The 17,351-nt window shown below is 57.3% G+C and carries 20 protein-coding genes and 1 tRNA gene; 15 read left to right on the top strand and 6 right to left on the bottom strand.

The features are described from left to right. Positions 1-3: 3 nt before the first annotated feature. Together HBJ59_RS20125 and HBJ59_RS20120 are read right to left on the bottom strand one after the other, a co-directional pair. Positions 4-228 carry a hypothetical protein gene (locus HBJ59_RS20125; RefSeq protein WP_167664540.1) on the bottom strand — a complete coding sequence of 75 codons (225 nt, stop codon included), beginning with the start codon at positions 226-228 and terminating at the stop codon, positions 4-6. After that, positions 225-1,361, bottom strand: coding sequence for a colicin E3/pyocin S6 family cytotoxin (locus HBJ59_RS20120; protein ID WP_167664539.1), 1,137 nt, complete (start codon positions 1,359-1,361; stop codon positions 225-227). Before HBJ59_RS20120 ends, HBJ59_RS20125 begins: the two co-directional genes overlap by 4 nt. 255 nt (positions 1,362-1,616) lie before the next feature. Here HBJ59_RS20120 and HBJ59_RS20115 point away from each other — a divergent pair, with 255 nt between their 5' ends. Beyond that, a complete protein-coding gene (locus HBJ59_RS20115) occupies positions 1,617-3,371 on the top strand; it encodes a hypothetical protein (RefSeq protein ID WP_167664538.1) in 1,755 nt (584 codons plus the stop codon). A 105-nt stretch (positions 3,372-3,476) separates the two neighbouring features. Here HBJ59_RS20115 and HBJ59_RS20110 read toward each other — a convergent pair whose 3' ends face one another. Next, the gene (locus HBJ59_RS20110) at positions 3,477-3,845 is read right to left on the bottom strand and encodes a PH domain-containing protein (protein WP_003210321.1); all 369 of its coding nucleotides are present in this window, start codon (positions 3,843-3,845) and stop codon (positions 3,477-3,479) included. A gap of 157 nt (positions 3,846-4,002) precedes the next feature. On the opposite strand from HBJ59_RS20110, the gene HBJ59_RS20105 reads away from it, so the two are divergent. Next, the gene (locus tag HBJ59_RS20105) at positions 4,003-4,638 is read left to right on the top strand and encodes a LysE family translocator (protein WP_167664537.1); all 636 of its coding nucleotides are present in this window, start codon (positions 4,003-4,005) and stop codon (positions 4,636-4,638) included. 8 nt (positions 4,639-4,646) lie between these two features. Here HBJ59_RS20105 and HBJ59_RS20100 read toward each other — a convergent pair whose 3' ends face one another. Both HBJ59_RS20100 and HBJ59_RS20095 read right to left on the bottom strand, forming a co-directional pair. After that, the gene (locus tag HBJ59_RS20100) at positions 4,647-4,976 is read right to left on the bottom strand and encodes a hypothetical protein (protein WP_167664536.1); all 330 of its coding nucleotides are present in this window, start codon (positions 4,974-4,976) and stop codon (positions 4,647-4,649) included. 94 nt (positions 4,977-5,070) lie between these two features. Further along, positions 5,071-5,155: transfer RNA gene (locus HBJ59_RS20095), tRNA-Leu, on the bottom strand. A 108-nt stretch (positions 5,156-5,263) separates the two neighbouring features. Between HBJ59_RS20095 and queA the strand changes: the two genes are divergently transcribed. From queA to HBJ59_RS20065, 6 genes are all read left to right on the top strand, one after another. After that, positions 5,264-6,313 (top strand): tRNA preQ1(34) S-adenosylmethionine ribosyltransferase-isomerase QueA, encoded by a 1,050-nt coding sequence (gene queA / locus HBJ59_RS20090; protein WP_167664535.1) that lies wholly within the window; start codon positions 5,264-5,266, stop codon positions 6,311-6,313. A 5-nt stretch (positions 6,314-6,318) separates the two neighbouring features. Then, positions 6,319-7,434 carry a tRNA guanosine(34) transglycosylase Tgt gene (gene tgt, locus HBJ59_RS20085; RefSeq protein WP_167664671.1) on the top strand — a complete coding sequence of 372 codons (1,116 nt, stop codon included), beginning with the start codon at positions 6,319-6,321 and terminating at the stop codon, positions 7,432-7,434. Between the two features lie 43 nt (positions 7,435-7,477). Beyond that, the gene (gene yajC, locus HBJ59_RS20080; protein WP_076017553.1) at positions 7,478-7,816 is read left to right on the top strand and encodes a preprotein translocase subunit YajC; all 339 of its coding nucleotides are present in this window, start codon (positions 7,478-7,480) and stop codon (positions 7,814-7,816) included. Between the two features lie 62 nt (positions 7,817-7,878). Continuing rightward, on the top strand, positions 7,879-9,747 hold the full coding sequence (gene secD, locus HBJ59_RS20075) for a protein translocase subunit SecD (RefSeq protein WP_076017552.1): 1,869 nt from the start codon (positions 7,879-7,881) through the stop codon (positions 9,745-9,747). A 9-nt stretch (positions 9,748-9,756) separates the two neighbouring features. Beyond that, the gene (gene secF / locus HBJ59_RS20070; protein ID WP_003210311.1) at positions 9,757-10,671 is read left to right on the top strand and encodes a protein translocase subunit SecF; all 915 of its coding nucleotides are present in this window, start codon (positions 9,757-9,759) and stop codon (positions 10,669-10,671) included. A 123-nt stretch (positions 10,672-10,794) separates the two neighbouring features. After that, entirely contained in the window at positions 10,795-11,343 is a 549-nt protein-coding gene (locus HBJ59_RS20065; protein ID WP_003210309.1) for a glycine zipper 2TM domain-containing protein, read from the top strand. 51 nt (positions 11,344-11,394) lie between these two features. Here HBJ59_RS20065 and suhB read toward each other — a convergent pair whose 3' ends face one another. Then, positions 11,395-12,210, bottom strand: a complete 816-nt coding sequence (suhB, locus tag HBJ59_RS20060) for an inositol-phosphate phosphatase (RefSeq protein ID WP_003175971.1) — start codon at positions 12,208-12,210, stop codon at positions 11,395-11,397. 145 nt (positions 12,211-12,355) lie between these two features. On the opposite strand from suhB, the gene trmJ reads away from it, so the two are divergent. From trmJ to hscB, 7 genes are all read left to right on the top strand, one after another. Continuing rightward, complete coding sequence (gene trmJ / locus HBJ59_RS20055) at positions 12,356-13,126, top strand: tRNA (cytosine(32)/uridine(32)-2'-O)-methyltransferase TrmJ (protein WP_003210307.1); 771 nt, start codon at positions 12,356-12,358, stop codon at positions 13,124-13,126. A gap of 2 nt (positions 13,127-13,128) precedes the next feature. After that, entirely contained in the window at positions 13,129-13,914 is a 786-nt protein-coding gene (cysE, locus tag HBJ59_RS20050) for a serine O-acetyltransferase (protein ID WP_167664534.1), read from the top strand. A 303-nt stretch (positions 13,915-14,217) separates the two neighbouring features. After that, positions 14,218-14,709 carry a Fe-S cluster assembly transcriptional regulator IscR gene (gene iscR / locus HBJ59_RS20045; protein WP_003210305.1) on the top strand — a complete coding sequence of 164 codons (492 nt, stop codon included), beginning with the start codon at positions 14,218-14,220 and terminating at the stop codon, positions 14,707-14,709. A 50-nt stretch (positions 14,710-14,759) separates the two neighbouring features. Continuing rightward, entirely contained in the window at positions 14,760-15,974 is a 1,215-nt protein-coding gene (locus HBJ59_RS20040) for an IscS subfamily cysteine desulfurase (protein WP_076017549.1), read from the top strand. 102 nt (positions 15,975-16,076) lie between these two features. Then, positions 16,077-16,463, top strand: a complete 387-nt coding sequence (iscU, locus tag HBJ59_RS20035) for a Fe-S cluster assembly scaffold IscU (RefSeq protein ID WP_003209682.1) — start codon at positions 16,077-16,079, stop codon at positions 16,461-16,463. A gap of 28 nt (positions 16,464-16,491) precedes the next feature. Beyond that, positions 16,492-16,815 (top strand): iron-sulfur cluster assembly protein IscA, encoded by a 324-nt coding sequence (gene iscA, locus HBJ59_RS20030; protein ID WP_003209680.1) that lies wholly within the window; start codon positions 16,492-16,494, stop codon positions 16,813-16,815. Between the two features lie 8 nt (positions 16,816-16,823). After that, a complete protein-coding gene (hscB, locus tag HBJ59_RS20025; RefSeq protein ID WP_008438289.1) occupies positions 16,824-17,345 on the top strand; it encodes a co-chaperone HscB in 522 nt (173 codons plus the stop codon). Positions 17,346-17,351 lie beyond the last annotated feature (6 nt).

Raw genomic sequence — 17,351 nt, 5'->3', positions numbered from 1 at the left:
GTTTCACTCGTCACAGGCGAGGTAGAGCGACGCTTTTTTTGGAAAAACCTGTGAAGTGAGGTCTTCAATGTCTTTGATCTGTTTCGCTGTAAGCAGATAGTCGTAGAGGCCGTCACTCTCTGTTTGCCAGCCCATGATGGGTCGCAAATCTTCAGCTTTCACGTTGAGGGGGATTTCAGCCGAGATTTCGTCGCTTCCAGTGGGTACCACATATATCAAGTGCCTCATGGCTCTATCCTTCGCGTGTCGTCTGCGTCTTTGGTTTGTTCGCCTGTTATCGGGTCGAATTCGCCCAAGTGTTTCCCTCGGTGGTTATATTTTTCGACCTTTCCTCGTTCGAAGTCCCATTCATAAATGTAGCTATTGGCCTCTTTCCATCGAGGCCTAAGTCCTCCGCCACCCTTTATTGGCGTCTTGGCTTTAGCACGAACAGTATTAGGAAAAGCGGGCAGGAATTTTGGTTTTGGGTGGTACATATGATCACCCGGCCGAACGCTAACAACCACATACAGCGGCCGAACCCCCGACTCCACCGGAAACACCAGAATAAAATCCCGATACTCCGGCGGATAAATCGGGTTCACCAAAATCTGTTTGGCTGCCTCAGTCGGCGGATAAATCCACATCACTGGTGCTTGCGGTGCAGCCTCCAATGCCGGTATGCCAAGGGTGTCGCCAGGATCAATGGCCGGCGTCCAAATCAGCTCCACGCCCTCGCCAAGATCCGCCACGAGCTGACTGTCACGACTCTGAAACTGCACCACATCGATCATCTGCCAGTCGGCATTTTTACCGGTATAAAACCCATACCCCTTCAGCGTCCCGTCGGAGCGTTGCTCGATATGCAACCGCATCCGCGAGCGGGCTTTTTGCAGGTGACGAAGCTGATCTTCGCTATAGAGCGCACTGTCGCCAAGCTCCGATGGCCATGCCAGCGCCACCAGCCCTGCAAGCAAACTCCCGGCTGCGGCGCCGACCGCCGCAGCCGCGGATTCCATTACCGCTGTGCGCAATACAAGCTGGCCAAGCCCAGCGGGCAGGGCACTGCCACTGATCTTCCTGAGGGACACACCGCCATGGCTATCCACCTCCCGTCCGCCTAACAGCGTGAAGTGGCCGTAGTCCTTGATCAGCTCAAGCGGCACACACCCGGTGGGGTTGTTGTGGCTGATGATCCCGTCGGGCAACTGGCACGACTTGGCGAATACATGGCCTGGAATCCTCGCGGGTTCAGGCGATGGCGGGGGAGGCGCTTCATACAAATCAATAAACGGTGAATACGGAATCTGCTTAGGCTGCGGAGTCAGAATTCGCCGCTTCAGCTGCTCCTCTTCGGTAATTGGATACGCGCGCTCTGTCATGGCTGCTCACTTCCCTGTGCAAGGAAGCGAGCCTATGAGAGCGGAGGCGAACCTGAAATTCCCGTTGTTCGATGGTGTGCGTGGGAAAACTCACTTTCTGAACGGGTGCTCACCTCCTAATCAGGTGTAGGAAGCTTCCAGTTCGTGTGCAGGCGTCGAAAAACCGGTGTGTCGATATGCTACGGTCGTGCGCCATAAACGATAGGGATAAGGCGAGTGCCTGCCCTCAGTGGAAATTGGACAGGACGCCAGTTGATGATTTATGAAGATGTAGACCCGCAACTACTCGCCTTTTTGCATAACCCTATGGCGAACACGACTGCCCTCCCGCCAGTTGGCAAACGTCTCACCTGGCGCAGTCGAATGCTTTACAAAATACCCGCACTGCGTCGGCTGATTTGTCCCGAACAGGTTCAGGCAATACTCTGGGAGAAACTTAAGGCAAACCTGGAACAGGCTCGACAATCGCTGCCGCAGTATCTCTTCGAAGACAACACACCGCTCAACCCTAATACGGTGCACCGGTTCACAGATCAACTGGGCAGCTATTTCAGGATTGAGGTGGCGTCTGCAGGTCATGGTGCGTCATCAGCGCCGGGAAGTGATACGTACGCTGATTTTAGTAAGGCCTACACATGGGCGGCGCTTGAATATACGTGCAACAGGATTGCCGAAAACCTGCAGCTGCGAGCCGTACATAACTTATCCATCCTGAAGAATGCTAACTTGTGGTTGTGTTATTACCTGAGTGAAATCTATTTTCTTATGGGACATGGACTTCTGACAGCCAGGTTGGTTGGCCGTACTCTCCATATTGTACCTACTGCTAAACTACAGCGACGGATCAAGGGATATTGGCTGGCGGAGGTTACTGAGGCTAATTCTAAAATCAGTGACACACGCACACTGTATGACATGGCGGAGCTGTTGCAGAAACATGGCCGTTTGAATCCGGCTTTGCGTGGGCTTTTGGTGGATCAGACTATCGATAAGTGCCTGTCTATACATTCGGAGTACTTGTCCGCCGCCATGACCCGGCATCCCAAGTATCATTACTTGCGAGAAATAGTCGATTTTGCCGTTCACCTGGAGCTGCGTGTGATGTCGGGCGAACGTACAACCGACGAAGCTTACCTGAGGACTATTGTCAGTCCTGCCACGGTGGATATGATCAACAGTGCCTTGGCCGGACGCGCACCAACGTTGGACTCCGCCAGCAGTTTCATAGAATACAAGGGCGGCATGTATGTGCGGGGAGCGCTAAACTTTAAGTATGGGTTGAGAAAGTTCGTCAGGTATTTGCTGGGTACGGCAACCGTCAACGGAAAAGAGGCGGACTTTGGCCAATTGCTCGGAGCCGGCTTCGAAAAAGACTACGTTTTAAATTACATTAAAAAACTTAATGACCCGCGCCTGGAAGTGTTTGGGGAGTTCAAGCCGGGCAATAATGCGAAAATCAAGGGGTATGATATTGATTTGATAGTTCGGGACGTCGAGGATGATATTTATTACTTTATTCAGGTTAAATATCAATTGTCGGAAATTCCAACCTATCTTTCGGAGCAGTGCCAGCTATTTCTAAATGCTAATTTTCGTACCGGATTCGTCAGACAGTTGGCCGTGCTCAGGGACACTATTTCCGACGAAAGTATTCGCCAGAAACTGAGCCGGCATGGCTTGGCCGGTGCTCATGCGGGTAATAGTCACTTCGTGTTGTTGCACAATATCCCCTTCCTGAACTTTTATGAGCTGGATGGTATTTTCTTTTATGAGTGGAACCTGCTTCGGAATATTCTCCGTGATGGGCGGGTGCAGGTTCGAAAAGATCAACACATTACCGAAGAGCGAGTGTTGAGCAAGCCACGGATGCACCGGCCTCAGGAGATGGTAGACGCTTACTTCAACGAGTCGCAGAGCGGAAGGCAGATGACCGAGCACTATGATGTCTATTGCAGGGCTAATACGCGCTTTGTTTTCGATGAGCTGGACGTGATCTGCAAACTGTTATGAGGTCCAGTGGTTTGCCCCTGAGCAGGCGTGATTGTTTACGTCCAATCACGGGCAAGGCTGGCTCCTTCAATGGTTTTTTCAGGTAGTCCTGAGCAGGGTATTAGCTCAGAGCACATGCCTTGAAATCACCCTCGATATCTCAACAATCGACGTCTTACCCGTGAACTCAAACTTCACTTTCCCCACCGCCGAAAAGTAAATCTCCAGCTCCGAATCCAGATCAAACGTCCCGGACGTTTCCACTGAATACGCGACGATGTTTTTGTACGGCAGGGAGGTGAAATCCTTCTTGCTGCCGGTAATCCCTTGCACGTTCACCGCGATGATGCGCTTGGTGGTGAACACCACCCCATCGCGCATGGCCTTGTAGGAATCGATGACCTGCTCATCATCCAGCAGCAGGGACGAAACGCGTTCGGCGTATTCGTTGTTTTGTTTGAGTTTGAAGAAGCCTTTGTTGTTGAAGTCGATCATTTGCCTTTCCTTGGGTGAGCGGTGCGGTAAACGTACGCGCCGGTGTATGACGTTTTGCTCGCGGATCTGTATCTAACGGCCTTCCTTTTATCGCCCTACCATGGCGCCAACAACCCGCAGGCCATTACAAAGTTTTACGTCGCCAAGGAGTTACACCATGCCCGAGATGTCCAGTCTGCTCGCCTACGGCCTGATTTCGCTCGGCATGGTACTGACGCCCGGCCCGAACATGATTTACCTCATTTCGCGGTCGATCTGCCAGGGGCGAGTAGCCGGGCTGATTTCCCTGGGCGGTGTTGCGCTGGGTTTTGTCGTCTATATGTTCTGCGCGGCATTGGGCATCACGGCGTTGGTGATGGCGGTTCCCTATGCCTACGACGCGCTGCGACTCGGCGGGGCGTTGTACCTGGTGTACCTCGCCTGGCAGGCGGTCAAGCCGGGTGGCCGTTCGCCCTTTCAGGTGCGCGACCTGCCCAAAGACAGCCCGCGCAAGCTGTTCATGATGGGCTTTGTCACCAACCTGCTGAATCCCAAAGTCGCGGTGATGTACTTGTCGTTGCTGCCTCAGTTTATCGACCCTGACGGCCACGCCAGTGTGCTCTCGCAATCCCTGATATTGGGCTTTACGCAGATCATGATCAGCGTGAGCGTCAACGCGCTGATCGCCGTTATGGCGGGCTCGATTGCGGGTTTTTTCATCCGCAAACCCGTCTGGCAAACCGTGCAACGCTGGTTGATGGGCTCGGTGCTGATGGGCCTGGCGGTGCGCATGGCGGTCGAAGGGCGACGCTGACTCGCGCGTTACAGGATGGCTTTCAGGTAATCCTTGAGTGCGTTGAGCGGAGCATTGAGTGCTTCGAGTGTCGTCGCTTGGCGCACACCCACCGCGAGCCGTTGCAGCTCGCGGCCCATCACGGTGTTTGCACCGCCCAGGGATTCGAGCGCCAATAGCAGGCACTCGTCGATTTTTTGCTGGATGGCCTTGATATCGCCCTTGCGCACCAGCAAGCCAAACACTTCCCGCTCATAGCCGTCCATGACCAGGTCATCCCGCAGAATCGGGCTCGCTCCTTCGGTCTCGTGCACCAACTTGAGCGCAAAAAGCGCAACAGCTTCCAGCGTCAGTTCCATGGTCAAGGTTCCTCTTCTCTCGCGTTCGCCCGCCCATCATCACTTTCCTGCAGGCGAAAAAAAAGACCTTGAATTTCAAGGTCTTTTTTTAAGATGGTGCCCCGAGGGAGACTCGAACTCCCACTCCTTTCGAAAACGGATTTTGAATCCGCCGCGTCTACCAATTCCGCCATCAGGGCTCAATGGCGGCGAAGTATAGAGATGAGATTACCGTTGGTCAATCACGTTTCATGGTCAATTTTCACTATTTCCGCTAGACTTCCCGGCCCTGCTAGACGAACCCCATCATGCGCGTTGCTGACTTTACTTTTGAGCTCCCTGATTCGCTGATCGCTCGCCACCCTTTGGCCGAGCGTCGCGCCAGTCGACTGCTGACCCTGGACGGGGTCAGCGGTGCCCTCGCACACCGTCAATTCACTGATTTGCTTGAGCATTTACGCCCGGGCGACTTGATGGTTTTCAACAATACCCGGGTGATTCCGGCACGGCTGTTTGGCCAGAAAGCGTCCGGCGGCAAGCTGGAAATTCTGGTGGAGCGGGTGCTGGACAGCCATCGCGTGCTGGCCCATGTGCGCTCCAGCAAGTCGCCGAAACCGGGTTCGAAGATCCTTATCGATGGCGGAGGTGAAGCTGAAATGCTGGCCCGTCACGATGCGTTGTTCGAGCTGGGTTTTGCCGAGGAAGTGTTGCCGCTGCTGGAGCGTGTAGGCCACATGCCGCTGCCTCCTTATATAGACCGTCCGGATGAAGACTCGGACCGCGAGCGCTATCAGACGGTGTATTCCGAGCGTCTTGGCGCGGTGGCCGCACCGACGGCTGGGCTGCATTTCGATCAGCCGCTGCTGGAAGCGATTGCCGCCAAGGGCATCGAGTCGGCCTTTGTGACCCTGCACGTGGGGGCCGGCACGTTTCAGCCGGTGCGTGTGGATAACATTGAAGACCATCACATGCACAGCGAATGGCTGGAAGTCAGTCAGGCGGTCGTGGACGCGGTCACTGCGTGCAAGGCGCGCGGCGGGCGTGTGGTGGCGGTCGGTACCACCAGCGTGCGGTCGCTGGAAAGTGCGGCGCGCGATGGCGTGCTCAAGCCGTTCAGTGGCGACACCGATATCTTTATCTACCCGGGCCGCCCGTTTCATGTGGTCGATGCCCTGGTAACCAATTTCCATTTGCCGGAATCCACGCTGTTGATGCTGGTGTCGGCATTTGCCGGTTATCCCGAAACCATGGCCGCTTATCAAGCCGCCATCGATAACGGATACCGTTTTTTCAGCTACGGTGATGCGATGTTTATCACCCGTAATCCGGCGCCGCGCGGCCCAGAGGAACAATCATGAGTCGTATGTCGTTTGAATTGCTGGCCACGGATGGTAAAGCTCGCCGCGGCCGTTTGACTTTCCCTCGCGGTACCGTCGAGACCCCGGCCTTTATGCCGGTCGGTACCTACGGCACGGTAAAAGGCATGCTGCCACGGGACATCGTCGCCACCGGCGCAGAGATCATCCTGGGCAACACCTTCCACTTGTGGCTGCGCCCGGGCACGGAAGTGATCAAGAAGCATGGCGACCTGCATGACTTCATGAAGTGGCAAGGCCCGATCCTCACTGACTCGGGTGGCTTCCAGGTGTTCAGCCTGGGCGCGATGCGCAAGATCAAGGAGGAGGGCGTGACCTTCGCCTCCCCGGTGGACGGCGCCAAGGTGTTCATGGGCCCGGAAGAGTCGATGCAGGTCCAGCGTGACCTGGGCTCCGACATCGTGATGATTTTTGACGAATGCACGCCGTATCCGGCCGATGAAGATGTGGCGCGGGTGTCGATGGAGCTGTCGCTGCGTTGGGCCCAGCGCTCGAAGAATGCCCATGGCGATAACACCGCTGCACTGTTCGGTATCGTGCAGGGCGGCATGCATGAAAGCTTGCGCAAGCGCTCGCTGGAAGGCCTGGACAAGATCGGTTTCGACGGCCTGGCCATCGGCGGTCTGTCGGTGGGCGAGCCCAAGCACGAGATGATCAAGGTGCTGGACTACCTGCCGGGCCTGATGCCGGCTGACAAACCTCGTTACCTTATGGGCGTTGGCAAACCGGAAGATCTCGTAGAGGGTGTGCGCCGCGGTGTGGACATGTTCGATTGCGTGATGCCAACCCGTAATGCCCGCAATGGGCATCTGTTCATCGATACAGGCGTGCTGAAGATCCGTAACGCGTTCCATCGCCATGATGAATCGCCGCTGGATCCTACCTGTGACTGCTACACCTGCCAGAACTTCTCGCGCGCTTATCTGCACCATCTGGACAAGTGTGGGGAAATGCTGGGTAGCATGTTGAATACCATCCACAATTTGCGTCACTACCAAGTCCTGATGGCTGGTTTGCGCGAGGCTATTCAACAGGGTACATTGGCCGCCTTCGTCGATGCCTTCTATGCCAAGCGCGGGCTGCCTGTGCCGCCCTTGGACTGAGTTTTCCGACCCTAAGATTCACTATTTGCAACTGGAGTGCTAAATGAGCTTTTTTATCTCTAATGCCATGGCTGATGCCGCTGCACCGGCCGCTGCCGGCCCATTGGGCGGTGGTTTTGAGTGGATTTTCCTGGTCGGCTTCCTGGTCATCTTCTACCTGATGATCTGGCGTCCACAGGCCAAGCGCGCCAAAGAGCAGAAGAACCTGCTGGGCAGCTTGCAGAAAGGCGACGAAGTCGTGACCACTGGCGGCATCGCCGGCAAGATCACTAAAGTGTCCGACGCTTTCGTGGTCCTGGAAGTCTCCGACACCGTAGAAATGAAGTTCCAGAAGGGCGCCATCGCCGCCACGCTGCCAAAAGGCACGCTGAAAGCGATCTAAGTTCCAACCTTTACCAATCGACGGGGCGCGCAAGGCGCCCCGCGTTATAAGCGGGCGGCGTGATGCTGAACAAATACCCTCTGTGGAAATACGTACTGATCCTGGCGGTGCTGGCGATCGGTTTTATTTATTCCGCTCCCAATCTCTATCCTGATGACCCGGCGATCCAGATCACGGGTGCCAGCACTGCGTTGCAGGTCAATCAGGCTGATCTGGACCGCACGAGCAAAGCGCTCACCGACGCGGGCATCCAGGTTAAAGCGGCAACCTTGGCAGCTGACGGTAAGGGCGGTTTGTTGCGCCTGACCAAGCAAGAAGACCAATTGCCGGCCAAAGACGTTGTGCGCAAGGTCATGGGTGATGACTACGTCGTCGCGCTGAACCTGGCACAGACCACGCCAAAATGGCTGCGCGCGATTGGCGCACACCCGATGAAGCTGGGTCTGGACTTGTCCGGTGGTGTGCACTTCCTGCTGGAAGTGGACATGGACAAGGCCCTCGACGCTCGCCTGAAAGTCTACGAAGGCGATGTGAAGAGCCTGCTGCGTAAAGAGCGCCTGCGTTATCGCAGCCTGCCGCAGCTCAACGGCGCCATCCAGCTGGGCTTTGCTGACGAAGCAACCCGCGAACAGGCCCGTGCACTGATCCGCAAGAACTTCAACGATTTCGACATTGTTCCGGCCGACCTCAATGGTCAGGCGGTACTGCGTCTGGCGATGACCCCGGCCAAGCTGGCGGAAATCCGTGAATACTCCATCAAGCAGAACTTGACCACGGTACGTAACCGCGTCAACGAGCTGGGTGTGGCCGAGCCGATCGTTCAGCGCCAGGGTGCCAACCGCATCGTGGTTGAGCTGCCGGGCGTGCAGGACACTGCTGAAGCCAAGCGTATCCTGGGTAAAACAGCCAACCTTGAATTCCGCCTGGCGGCTGAGCCGGGTGCCACCCGCGCCACTGCCGAGGAATTCGAATTCCGTGAAGGCGGTCGCCCACCTGCGCTGATCGAGCGTGGCTTGATCATCACCGGTGACCAGGTAACCGACGCCAAGGCTGGTTTTGGCGAGCACGGCACGCCAGAAGTGAACATCCGTCTGGATGGTCATGGCGGCGAACTGATGAGCCGCGCAACCCGCAGCAACGTCGGTCGCAGCATGGCGGTGATCTTCATCGAACAGCGTCCTGTCACCACCTACACCAAGCAAGTGGTCGACGGCGTAGAGAAAGACGTACCGGTACAAACCTTTAAAGAAGAGAAGAAGATCATCAGCCTGGCGACCATCCAGTCGCCACTGGGTGCTCAGTTCCGCATCACTGGCCTGAACGGCCAGGGTGAGTCGTCTGAACTGGCGCTGCTGCTGCGTGCCGGTGGCCTGGCGGCCCCGATGTACTTCGCTGAAGAACGTACCATCGGCCCGAGCCTGGGTGCTGACAACATCACCAAGGGTATCGACGCTGCACTGTGGGGCATGCTGTTCGTCTCCTTGTTCATCATCGCCATCTACCGCTTCTTCGGCATCATCGCTACCGTCGCACTGGCGGGCAACATGGTGATGCTGTTGGCCCTGATGTCGCTGTTGGGTGCAACGCTGACCCTGCCAGGTATCGCCGGTATCGTACTCACCATGGGTATGGCGGTAGACGCCAACGTACTGATCTTCTCGCGTATTCGTGAAGAGATCGCTGCGGGCATGACCGTACAGCGGGCAATCAACGAAGGCTTCGGCCGGGCATTTACCGCGATTCTCGACTCCAACCTGACCACTCTGTTGGTCGGCGGGATTCTCTTTGCCATGGGCACCGGCCCGGTCAAAGGTTTTGCGGTGACCATGTCCCTCGGTATCTTTACCTCGATGTTCACGGCCATCATGGTGACCCGCGCAATGGTCAACCTGATCTTTGGCGGACGTGACTTCAAGAAGTTGTGGATTTAAGGGGCTGCCATGTTACGTACAATCAACTTCATGGGCGTTCGCAACGTTGCGTTCGGCTTCACCATGCTCCTTACCGTTCTGGCGTTGTTCAGCTGGTTCCATAAGGGCCTGAACTACGGTCTGGACTTCACCGGCGGTACGCTCATCGAGCTGACCTACGAGAAGCCGGCCGACGTTAGCCTGGTGCGCAACGAGCTGGTCAAGGCCGGCTATCACGAAGCCATCGTGCAGAGCTTTGGTGCAACCACTGACCTGCTGGTGCGTATGCCGGGCGAAGACCCGCAACTGGGTCACCAGGTAGCCGAGGCCTTGCAGAAGGTCGGTGGTGATAACCCTGCGTCGGTCAAGCGCGTCGAGTTCGTAGGCCCGCAAGTAGGTGAAGAGCTGCGCGACCAGGGCGGCCTCGGCATGCTGATGGCGCTGGTCGGCATCATGATCTATCTGGCTTTCCGCTTTCAGTGGAAGTTCGGTGTCGGCGCCATTGTGTCGCTGATCCACGACGTGATCGTGACCGTGGGTATCCTGGCCTACTTCCAGATCACCTTCGATCTGACTGTATTGGCGGCGGTGCTGGCGATCATTGGTTACTCCCTCAACGACACCATCGTGGTATTCGACCGGGTTCGTGAGAACTTCCGGGTACTGCGCAAGGCGACGTTGATCGAGAACATCAACATCTCCACTACTCAGACCCTGCTGCGCACCATGGCAACTTCGATCTCCACCTTGCTGGCGATTGCGGCATTGATGGTGTTCGGTGGTGACAACCTGTGGGGCTTCTCGCTGTCGCTGTTCATCGGCGTACTGGCGGGTACCTACTCGTCGATCTACATCGCCAACGTGGTACTGATCTGGCTGAACCTCAACAGCGAAGACCTGATCCCTCCTGCCAGCACCGGTAAGGAAGTCGACGACCGCCCTTGATGGGTGATTGTTGATCTGCTGTTACAAAAAAGGCGCGAGTATTGAACTCGCGCCTTTTTTTTTGCTCCAAGGCTGGGTATAGCGCGGATCGATCGGTCCGTTTGTGATGGTCAGGAGGTTCACGTGAACAAGTCGTTACTGGTTGGTGCGGTATTGGGTGCTGTCGGTGTGACTGCCGGGGGTGCTGTTGCCACCTACAGCCTGGTAAAAAGCGGCCCTGAGTATGCGCAAGTGCTGGCAGTGCAGCCGGTGAAAACCCAGATTAAAACCCCGCGTGAAGTCTGCAAGGACGTTGCCGTAACCCGGCAAAAGCCTGTGCAGGATCAGCATCAGATCGTCGGTACGGTGGTCGGTGCGCTGGCGGGCGGCCTGTTGGGTAATCAGGTCGGTGGCGGTAATGGCAAGAAGCTGGCCACGGTGGCCGGTGCGGTCGGTGGCGGTTATGCCGGTAACAAGGTTCAGGAAGGCATGCAGAACCGCGATACCTACACCACTACGCAAACCCGTTGTAACACCGTTAACGACATCAGCGACAAGGTTGTCGGGTACGACGTGCGCTACACCCTGGACGGCAAGGAAGGCTCCGTGCGCATGGATCGTGATCCAGGCAACCAGATCCCGGTCGACAAGGAAGGGCGCCTGGTTATCGGTCAGAACCAGCCGCAGCAGTAATTTCAGGTATAAAAAAAGCACCCCGAGGGGTGCTTTTTTGTGCCCGCTCGCTTAGCGCTTCAGCGAAGCCGGCAGGTGCGGCTGGATCGCCGTCAGTACTGCCTTGAAGCATTTGGTGTTGCCGGCAACTACGTGTCCCTTCTCCAGGAAGTCGTGACCGCCGGTGAAGTCGCTCACCAGGCCGCCCGCTTCTTGAATCAGCAGTGCGCCTGCAGCCATGTCCCACTCGGACAGGCCCGACTCCCAGAACGCGTCAAAACGACCGGCAGCGACATAAGCCAGGTCCAGGCTGGCTGCACCGGCGCGACGGATGCCGGCGGTCTGGCCAACCAGGGCGCGGAACATGCCCAGGTAGTTTTCCAGGTTGTCCATCTGGTCATCACGGAACGGAAAGCCGGTGCCCAGCAGGGCGCCGTCCAGGCTGGTGCGACCGCTGACGCGCAGGCGACGACCGTTCAGTTGGGCGCCACGGCCACGGCTGGCGGTGAATTCTTCTTGGCGAACCGGGTCCAGAACAACAGCGTGCTCCAGGCGGCCACGGTATTTGCAGGCAATGCTCACGGCAAAGTGCGGGATGCCGCGCAGGAAGTTGGTGGTGCCATCCAGTGGGTCGATGATCCACAGGTAGTCTTCGCCTTCGCCGCTACCTTTGTGCAGGCCGGTTTCTTCACCGAGGATGCCGTGGGTAGGGTAGGCCTTGCGCAGCGCGTCGATGATTTTCTGCTCGGCGGCGCGATCCACCTCGGATACGTAATCCTTGGCGTCTTTTTCGTCGACCTTGATGGTATCCAGGCGCTCGATGGAGCGGAAGATCAATTCACTGGCGCTGCGGGCGGCGCGCAGCGCGATATTCAGCATGGGCTGCATGGATGTGTCACCTAAGGTTGTTAAAGAAAGCCGAGCATTCTAGCAGAAACTTTCTTCAGGTGAAGGACGACGTTACCTTTCATGGCATAACCTTGGGCTGTTCTGTAAGATTTGCTCCCCTTTCCCGTGTCCGAGAGCGCCTCCCTTGCTGCAAAACATCCGTGTCGTCCTCGTCAATACCAGTCATCCCGGCAATATCGGCGGCGTGGCGCGAGCCATGAAGAACATGGGGCTGACGCGCCTGGTGCTGGTCGAGCCGCGTGTGTTTCCGCACCACGAGGCCGATGCCCGCGCGTCCGGTGCTAATGACATCCTCGAAAAAGCCCAGGTCGTCGCCACTTTGGAAGACGCCCTGGTCGGCTGCAACCTGGTGCTCGGCACCAGTGCTCGCGACCGTCGCATCCCCTGGCCGCTGCTGGATCCTCGCGAATGCGGGACCAAAGTCGTGGAAGAGGCCGCTGGCGGCGCTGAAATCGCCTTGGTGTTCGGCCGTGAAGATTCCGGCCTGACCAATGAGGAGCTGCAGCGATGTCATTATCACGTGCACATCCCATCAGACCCTGAGTTCAGTTCGCTGAACCTCGGGGCGGCGGTGCAGGTGTTGAGTTATGAGGTGCGCATGGCCTGGCTGGCCGCTGAAGGTCAGCCAAGCAAGGTTGAAAAGGACGAGGTTGCATCGACCAAGAGTGGCGAGTTGGCCACCATGGACGAGCTGGAGCGGTTCTATGAGCACCTGGAGCAAACCCTGGTGGCCATCGAATTCCTCGACCCGGAAAAACCACGGCACTTGATGGCGCGCCTGCGTCGGTTGTACGGACGCAGCTCGGTCAGCCGGGCGGAAATGAATATATTGCGTGGCATCCTCACGGAAACCCAGAAAGCGGCCCGTGGCGAGCTTCTTAAGCGGAAGGATTAAAAATGTTCGAGCGTTTGCGAGAAGATATCCAGAGTGTTTTCCACCGTGACCCGGCGGCGCGCAACGCCTTTGAAGTGCTGACCTGCTACCCGGGCATGCACGCGATCTGGATCCACCGCCTGTCCGGCGCCTTGTGGCATATGGGTTGGAAGTGGCTGGCGCGGCTGGTCTCCAACTTTGGCCGCTGGCTGACCGGGATCGAGATCCATCCGGGCGCCAAGGTCGGTCGTCGCTTCTTTATTGATCACGGCATGGGCATCGTTATTGGCGAGACCGCCGAGATTGGTGATGACGTGACCTTGTATCAGGGCGTGACCCTGGGCGGCACCACCTGGAACAAAGGCAAGCGCCACCCTACGCTGGAAGATGGCGTTGTAGTGGGGGCGGGCGCCAAAGTGCTCGGCCCGTTTACCGTCGGTGCGGGCGCCAAGGTCGGCTCCAACGCCGTGGTGACCAAGGCCGTACCGCCTGGCGCAACGGTTGTCGGTATTCCGGGGCGGATCATCGTCAAGCCGGAAGTCGGTGATGAACAGGAAGCCAAGCGCAAGGCCATGGCCGAGAAAATCGGCTTCGATGCCTATGGCGTCAGTGAAGACATGCCCGACCCGGTGGCGCGCGCCATTGGCCAATTGCTCGACCACCTGCAAGCAGTGGACGGTAAGCTGGACGGCATGTGTGGCGCCTTGAAAGATCTTGGCAGCAACTACTGCGCCAAGGAGTTGCCTGAGCTGCGCACCGAAGACTTTGCCGAGATCAAGGACGAAGGTGCAGCCACCAAGGCGGGCTGAAGTCTCGCAATCACTGCAAAACCCATGTGGGAGCGGGCTTGCTCGCGAAAGCTGCGTGTCAGTCGCCGAATATATTGACTGATCCACCGCATTCGCGAGCAAGCCCGCTCCCACATTTTGACCTCCATTAGTCCCGTATTCCCGGCTTGGCCCTGTTCCCGCTGGTCCATCCCGTCCCGCCCTGCTATGATTCGCGCGCCCTTTTTACGGGTAATCCTGACTAAAGTACTAGGTCTTATAGTTGACTTAAATACTCGGGAATCGCATACTTGCTCCCATTCTGAAACACCTTGGTACTTGTCCATGAGACTGACTACAAAAGGCCGATACGCGGTAACCGCCATGCTTGATCTGGCCTTGCACGCGCAAAATGGGCCGGTGTCCCTGGCCGATATCTCCGAGCGCCAAGGCATTTCCCTGTCCTACCTCGAGCAGTTGTTTGCCAAGTTGCGCCGCAGCAATCTGGTTTCCAGCGTTCGTGGTCCAGGCGGCGGCTATCAACTGTCCCGCGACATGCAGGGCATTCAGGTAGCCCAAGTGATCGACGCGGTGAATGAATCCGTCGATGCCACCAAATGCCAGGGCCTGGGTGATTGCCATGCCGGCGACACCTGCCTTACACACCACTTGTGGTGTGACCTGAGCCTGCAGATCCATGAGTTTTTGAGTGGTATCAGCTTGGCTGATCTTGTGACTCGCCGTGAGGTGCAAGAAGTAGCCCAGCGTCAGGACCAGCGCCGTTGCAACACCAAGGCGCCGCGTCTGGACAAGATTGAAGCGTCCGCCGTCGAGTGACAGCCGAAGAGCTAACGGCACGCCAGCCAGCCTGATTTAGGAGAAAGTCCATGAAATTGCCGATTTACCTTGATTACTCAGCGACCACCCCGGTTGATCCGCGTGTCGCGCAAAAGATGAGCGAATGCCTGCTGGTTGACGGAAACTTCGGTAACCCGGCGTCCCGCTCCCACGTTTTTGGCTGGAAAGCTGAAGAAGCCGTGGAAAACGCTCGTCGCCAGGTCGCTGACCTGGTGAATGCCGACCCACGTGAAATCGTCTGGACCTCCGGTGCCACCGAGTCCGATAACCTGGCAATCAAGGGTGCGGCGCATTTCTACGCGACCAAGGGCAAACACCTGATCACCACCAAGATTGAGCACAAGGCTGTCCTCGACACCATGCGCCAACTGGAGCGTGAAGGTTTCGAGATCACCTACCTCGAGCCAACCACCGACGGTATCGTGACCCCTGCGATGATCGAAGCTGCGATGCGTGAAGACACCATCCTGGTTTCCGTGATCCACGTGAACAACGAAATCGGCACCATCAACGACATCGCCGCCATCGGCGAGCTGACCCGCTCCAAGGGCGTGTTGCTGCACGTCGACGCTGCTCAGTCCACCGGCAAGGTCGATATCGACCTGTCGAAACTGAAAGTCGACCTGATGTCGTTCTCTGCCCACAAGACCTACGGCCCTAAAGGCATTGGCGCGCTGTACGTAAGCCGCAAGCCTCGCGTGCGTATCGAAGCCACCATGCACGGCGGCGGTCACGAGCGCGGCATGCGTTCCGGCACCCTGGCGACCCACCAGATCGTCGGCATCGGCGAAGCGTTCCGTGTGGCCAAGGAAGACATGGCTGCTGAAAACGTGCGCATCAAGGCCCTGAGCGATCGCTTCTACAAGCAGGTCGAGCACCTTGAAGAGCTGTATGTCAACGGCAGCATGACCGCCCGTGTACCGCACAACCTGAATTTGAGCTTCAACTACGTCGAAGGCGAGTCGCTGATCATGGCGCTCAAGGACCTGGCGGTTTCGTCCGGTTCGGCCTGCACCTCGGCTTCCCTTGAGCCGTCCTACGTCCTGCGCGCCCTTGGCCGCAACGACGAACTGGCTCACAGCTCGATCCGATTTACGTTCGGCCGTTTCACCACCGAAGAAGAAGTCGACTACGCCGCGCAGAAAGTCTGCGAGGCCGTCACCAAGCTGCGTACCTTGTCGCCTCTGTGGGACATGTACAAAGACGGTGTCGATATTTCCAAGATCGAGTGGGCGGCACACTAACTATAGAAGCCGCCACCCAAAAGGCTCTGTAAAGACGTGGCGGAAAACGCAGGCGTGTTTACAGGGTTCCAGAGCGGCCCTGATGAGTGAGGATTCAGTACCATGGCTTACAGCGAAAAGGTCATCGACCACTACGAAAACCCGCGCAACGTCGGCAAGATGAACGCGGAAGACCCTGATGTCGGCACCGGCATGGTCGGCGCTCCGGCGTGCGGCGACGTTATGCGCCTGCAGATCAAGGTCAACGAAGCTGGCGTTATCGAAGACGCCAAGTTCAAGACATACGGTTGCGGTTCGGCCATCGCCTCCAGCTCCCTGGCGACCGAATGGATGAAAGGCAAGACTCTGGATGAGGCTGTGACTATCAGCAACACCCAGCTGGCCGAAGAACTGGCCTTGCCGCCAGTGAAAATCCACTGCTCGGTACTCGCAGAAGACGCTATCAAGGCGGCTGTTCGCGACTACAAGCAGAAGAAAGGCTTGATCTAAGCAATTTGGCGACGAGTAAGGAGTCACGATGGCTATCAGCATGACAGAAGCGGCTGCGCAGCACATTCGCCGCTCCCTGAATGGGCGCGGTAAAGGTGAGGGGATTCGTCTGGGTGTTCGCACCACGGGCTGTTCCGGCCTTGCCTACGTGCTGGAGTTTGTCGACGAGGTGGTCGAGGAAGATCAGGTGTTCGAGAGTCACGGCGAAAAAGTGATTATCGACCCGAAAAGCCTGACTTACCTGGACGGCACCGAACTCGATTTCGTCAAGGAAGGGTTGAACGAAGGCTTCAAGTTCAACAACCCCAACGTACGCGGTGAATGTGGCTGCGGCGAAAGCTTCAACATCTGAGGCTGATCGTGGGTACTCCTTGTCATTTCGCTTTGTTCGAGCTGCAGCCGAGTTTTCGACTGGACCTTGAACAGCTTGCCACGCGCTACCGTGAACTGGCGCGTGGAGTGCATCCGGACCGTTTTGCTGACGCTTCCGAGCGTGAGCAACGCTTGGCGCTGGAGCAATCAGCCAGCCTCAACGAAGCTTATCAGACGCTCAAGAACCCTCCCAAACGCGCGCGCTACCTGCTCGCCATGGGCGGTCGCGAGCTGCCGCTTGAAGTCACGGTCCAGGACCCTGATTTCCTGATGCAGCAGATGCAATGGCGCGAGGAGCTTGAAGAACTGCAGGACGAGGCTGATCTGGCCGGAGTCGCAGTGTTCAAGCGCCGTCTGAAAGTGGCCCAGGATGAACTCAACGAAAGCTTCGCAGCCTGTTGGGATGATGCAGCGCAACGTGAACAGGCCGAACGCCTGATGCGGCGCATGCAGTTCCTCGACAAGCTCACCTACGAAGTGCGCCAGTTAGAAGAGCGCCTCGACGATTAACCCAGT

Source organism: Pseudomonas sp. AN3A02 (genome assembly GCF_011765255.1).
Classification (GTDB): domain Bacteria; phylum Pseudomonadota; class Gammaproteobacteria; order Pseudomonadales; family Pseudomonadaceae; genus Aquipseudomonas.
This window is presented reverse-complemented; position numbering and strand designations above follow the sequence as displayed.

Bases quoted from the DNA above. Each gene is read 5' to 3' on its own strand.
- iscU (WP_003209682.1), top strand. From the start codon at position 16,077: ATGGCTTACAGCGAAAAGGTCATCGACCACTACGAAAACCCGCGCAAC.
- secD (WP_076017552.1), top strand. From the start codon at position 7,879: ATGCTGAACAAATACCCTCTGTGGAAATACGTACTGATCCTGGCGGTG.
- HBJ59_RS20110 (WP_003210321.1), bottom strand. From the start codon at position 3,845: ATGATCGACTTCAACAACAAAGGCTTCTTCAAACTCAAACAAAACAAC.
- tgt (WP_167664671.1), top strand. From the start codon at position 6,319: ATGTCGTTTGAATTGCTGGCCACGGATGGTAAAGCTCGCCGCGGCCGT.
- secF (WP_003210311.1), top strand. From the start codon at position 9,757: ATGTTACGTACAATCAACTTCATGGGCGTTCGCAACGTTGCGTTCGGC.
- HBJ59_RS20040 (WP_076017549.1), top strand. From the start codon at position 14,760: ATGAAATTGCCGATTTACCTTGATTACTCAGCGACCACCCCGGTTGAT.
- HBJ59_RS20105 (WP_167664537.1), top strand. From the start codon at position 4,003: ATGCCCGAGATGTCCAGTCTGCTCGCCTACGGCCTGATTTCGCTCGGC.
- iscR (WP_003210305.1), top strand. From the start codon at position 14,218: ATGAGACTGACTACAAAAGGCCGATACGCGGTAACCGCCATGCTTGAT.
- iscA (WP_003209680.1), top strand. From the start codon at position 16,492: ATGGCTATCAGCATGACAGAAGCGGCTGCGCAGCACATTCGCCGCTCC.
- HBJ59_RS20120 (WP_167664539.1), bottom strand. From the start codon at position 1,361: ATGACAGAGCGCGCGTATCCAATTACCGAAGAGGAGCAGCTGAAGCGG.
- HBJ59_RS20100 (WP_167664536.1), bottom strand. From the start codon at position 4,976: ATGGAACTGACGCTGGAAGCTGTTGCGCTTTTTGCGCTCAAGTTGGTG.
- cysE (WP_167664534.1), top strand. From the start codon at position 13,129: ATGTTCGAGCGTTTGCGAGAAGATATCCAGAGTGTTTTCCACCGTGAC.
- queA (WP_167664535.1), top strand. From the start codon at position 5,264: ATGCGCGTTGCTGACTTTACTTTTGAGCTCCCTGATTCGCTGATCGCT.
- HBJ59_RS20125 (WP_167664540.1), bottom strand. From the start codon at position 228: ATGAGGCACTTGATATATGTGGTACCCACTGGAAGCGACGAAATCTCG.
- suhB (WP_003175971.1), bottom strand. From the start codon at position 12,210: ATGCAGCCCATGCTGAATATCGCGCTGCGCGCCGCCCGCAGCGCCAGT.
- HBJ59_RS20115 (WP_167664538.1), top strand. From the start codon at position 1,617: ATGATTTATGAAGATGTAGACCCGCAACTACTCGCCTTTTTGCATAAC.
- yajC (WP_076017553.1), top strand. From the start codon at position 7,478: ATGAGCTTTTTTATCTCTAATGCCATGGCTGATGCCGCTGCACCGGCC.